At 57.0% G+C, this 3,455-nt stretch carries 4 protein-coding genes; all 4 read right to left on the reverse strand.

Annotated features, from left to right (window positions below; all coding sequences use genetic code 11):
- Window positions 1–86: 86 nt before the first annotated feature.
- Complete coding sequence (locus tag AC07XS_RS15730; RefSeq protein ID WP_182715192.1) at window positions 87–596, reverse strand: hypothetical protein; 510 nt, start codon at window positions 594–596, stop codon at window positions 87–89.
- 4 nt (window positions 597–600) lie between these two features.
- Window positions 601–777 (reverse strand): hypothetical protein, encoded by a 177-nt coding sequence (locus tag AC07XS_RS15735; protein ID WP_182715193.1) that lies wholly within the window; start codon window positions 775–777, stop codon window positions 601–603.
- A gap of 153 nt (window positions 778–930) precedes the next feature.
- Window positions 931–1,317 carry an AAA family ATPase gene (locus AC07XS_RS15740; protein ID WP_182715194.1) on the reverse strand — a complete coding sequence of 129 codons (387 nt, stop codon included), beginning with the start codon at window positions 1,315–1,317 and terminating at the stop codon, window positions 931–933.
- Window positions 1,318–1,674: 357 nt separating this feature from the next.
- Window positions 1,675–3,255, reverse strand: a complete 1,581-nt coding sequence (locus AC07XS_RS15745; protein ID WP_182715195.1) for a reverse transcriptase domain-containing protein — start codon at window positions 3,253–3,255, stop codon at window positions 1,675–1,677.
- Window positions 3,256–3,455: the final 200 nt, after the last annotated feature.

Here is a 3,455-nt window from a genome sequence, read left to right on the forward strand (position 1 = left end):
CTTCGCACCCGACTTTCGTCATCCTCCGGGCCGCGCAGCGGAACCGGGGGACCCCCAACGTGGGCATGGGCCGCGAACCCCTGAACCTATGGCCGGACGGAATAGCCGTCCGTGGGGGGGACCCAGATCACCGGCTGATTCAGGTCGGGGCGGGGGCGGCCGTCGATGAAGGCCTCGGCCAGCCAGCCCTCGCCCTGGGGCGTATAGCGGGTGCAGACTTCCGTCCCCAGCTGGGCGAAGGCGGCGCTCAGCTGACCCCGGAGCATCTCTGCCGTCTGGGGGTCGGCCGGCTGGCCGTCGATTGTGAAGACGGCGCCCTCAAGGCCGGTTAACGGCCCGCAGACTGCGCCGTCGCGGACGACAACGGGGGTTTGGTCCCGCATGACGATGAGCGGCGAGGGATTCAGCATCACCTCGGCTTGGTTCGAAATCGTCCCGTCCGCCGCAAAGCTGTAAGTCGCGATGGCGCCGCAGGTCTTTCGCGCCGCATCTGGCGAATGGCACTGCAGCCGGCCCTCGCGCGCCGGACCCAGTGGGTCGGCGGGTTGCTGTGGGGCGACTGCGGCGAGCGCGAAGGCGAGAGCGAGCGATATCACGGGGTCAGGCCCGCTTCTTCTTCGGCGCGGCCGGAACATCGGCGGCGGTGACCAGATGCCCCTTCCAGCCGGGCGGCGGCAGGAACTTGCCGGACTTCTCCTCGCGCGTGCCTTCGCGCGCGATCCGGGCGGCGTCGCGCAGGGCCTTCAGGGTGGTTTCGCGGTCGAAGATGCTGCTCATTTCGGTCCCCAATCTAACAGATCGGGCTCGCCGTCGCTAACCCCATAGACCTCCCATTGGTCCACCAGGGGCTTATAGACCGTCTCCAGATAGTCGAGGCTGAGCTGAAAGCGGCGGCGCAGCGTGTCTTCGGGAATGCCGTGCCCGCCCCATTCAGGAGTCCGCGAAGGCGAAGCCTTCGCTGGGGGCGACCCGCCGCGCCACCCGCATGACCGAGAAGTCGGCCGAGGGCGGGCGCAGATAGACCAGTTCGACCCGGTATCCCGCCGCCCGCCAGCGGCGGATGCGCCCGGCGTGAGATCGGGTCGCCAAGGTGGTCTCCAGAACCACATCGGCCCGTTCCGCAAACAGGGCCTCCAGCCGCTCCAGCACCAATCGTCCGGCCGCCAGATCGCGCGAAGCGCCGTCCCCCTCCAGATCGCGCGCCACCTCGTCCGGATTCACAAACCGAAACGCCTCCGCCCGGTGACGCAGGAAGCGGTTGATGAAGGTGGTCTTGCCGGCGCCGTTCGGCCCGGCGAGGAGGACGAGGGTGGGCATGGAGTTCAGGCTACGCCGTTCGGAGGCGAGCGGCGAGGGCTTGCCACTCTGGGGTGGTCAGAGCGTTCGCCTTCCCCTTCCTTTCGTCATCCTCCGGGCCGCGCAGCGGAACCGGGGGACCCAGCGGCGCCGAAGGCGAAATCCGTCCGCCGCACGGATCTTGAACGCCGAGTCCGCGACAGGGTCCTGCTCGCGCTCGTCATCCTCGGGCTTGACCCGAGGACGCTGGGTCCCCCGGTCTGCGCCGCGAAGACGCGGCTTGCCGAAGGATGACGAAGGGAGGGGATCAGCTTCCCGATCGGAACGCCTTCGTTCGTTGCCGCACGTCTATTAACGTCCAACATTTCCACTCGATTTTCAGTAAGATGTAATAGAGTAGTATGCGGGTGGAGTTATGCCTTTAAGGCCATATTTCGTGTAATATTTTCTAGAAAATCGCCATGATCGTACAAAGCTGGGGGCGGCCGAATCTTGAGGTATGTCAGGATATTTATACCATTTTCCGCTTATTATTCTCTTTCTGGATAGCGGTCTAAGCTTGATTCCCTTGCTCTTCAAAACCTTTACCCGTTCTCGCTGGGCGCGCGTCAAGACGTTCAAGAGCCATCCATCGAGTTCCTCTAGCTGCTTCCTGTCAGTCATAAGAGGCAGGAAGGCCATAAGTCCGCGAACCCCAGCCGGCTTCGTATTGTGGTCCAGAAATGCTCTTATCTGTGACTCCCCTAGACCTCCATAGATGTACTTACGAAGCTCATTTAGGCAAGTGACTAAATCCCAATCGTAATATCCAGGACCAACTCTATTTTTTGAGATTGATCCGGTGTACGGAGGGTCAGTCTTGTCTCGGATATACATAAGTAGGTGTTTGTATATAATCTCAGAAACTCGTCTCTTAATTCGCTTTATAGATTTATCAGGAAGCTGAACGATGTTGTGTCCGATATTGTGCCCGAGATATTCAAAAGAAGAGATAGTTTTGATGGCCGAGACGTCGTCACCATCGACAACGTGAGTTCGTTGATCCAGCTCAACGCTGTTCCCAAGTAGGCAAATGCCCGGGGATTTATCGCGATTTATTGAAAGTCCCGCGCTGTCGCAATGTGAAGTAAAGGCATGTGCGATGGAAAGTGCATCCGAATATGAATTAGTGACCGCCACAACATCGTCAGCAAAACGGACGAACGACCCGTTCATTTTTTCGAGTTTCAAATCCAACGCATGTGACGTTGCGTTTGCCAAGAATAAAGATAGTGAACTGCCTTGCGGAACGCCTATAGTGCTAGTTTCGTATATACCGCTGCCGTAATCCTCAAAAGACGCGAATCTATAAGACATAAAAGCGCGTATCGCAGCGCGCTCTGAAGAACTCAATATAAAATGTTCGGCATCTTTTATTATCTTTTCCAGATATAGATGATCTATGCTATCAAAATAACGACGAAAATCGTATTGAACCACATATATTTTGTGGCCGTTAATAGATCGTCTAAGGTTTATTATTGCATCAAATATTGTCTTATCTGGTCGATATGCGTAGCTGCTGCTTGAAAACAGATTGCCATTCCGCTTTGTTGCCATGGAGTGGACGAGGTTGGCAATTGCTGAATCTACAACTGTAAAACAGTTTATTATCCGAGCCCCGCCTCCTGGTTTCTCTATGGAGAAGCGAACCGCAGGTACCGTCTCGTATGTACCAGCTTGAAGCTTGCCCCATATAACTCTCGCCAGATACCGAGCATGCTTGATGCAATATCGAGGATCAAAATGCGGATGAAGCGACCACACAGCCGGATCTTTTAGAGTGGGCGTTCCAGCCTTGTTTCCGGTTCGAGTGTGAAATTTCGCTGCGTATTTTTTGCGAGTTGCTTCGGATCTCTGCTGCTTTCTGAGTTCGGCCCGAGCCTTTTTCACAATCGCTGCTTCGATCAATTCCCGCACAAGTACGCTCCTGTAGGGCGGCGCCAGTGTCGGAGAGTCAGGGGATCGTTTGCGAAAGGCGGTTAGGCGTCGCAGCCCACCTGCAAGGTGATTTTCCCGACACTGGCTAGTGCCACACGCACATGTAGAAATGTGTGAGGTATTAGCGGTTGATGGTCAACCTTTGATATCTCACACCTTCACCTCCACCACCCCGCCGC

Source organism: Brevundimonas sp. GW456-12-10-14-LB3, assembly GCF_059424365.1.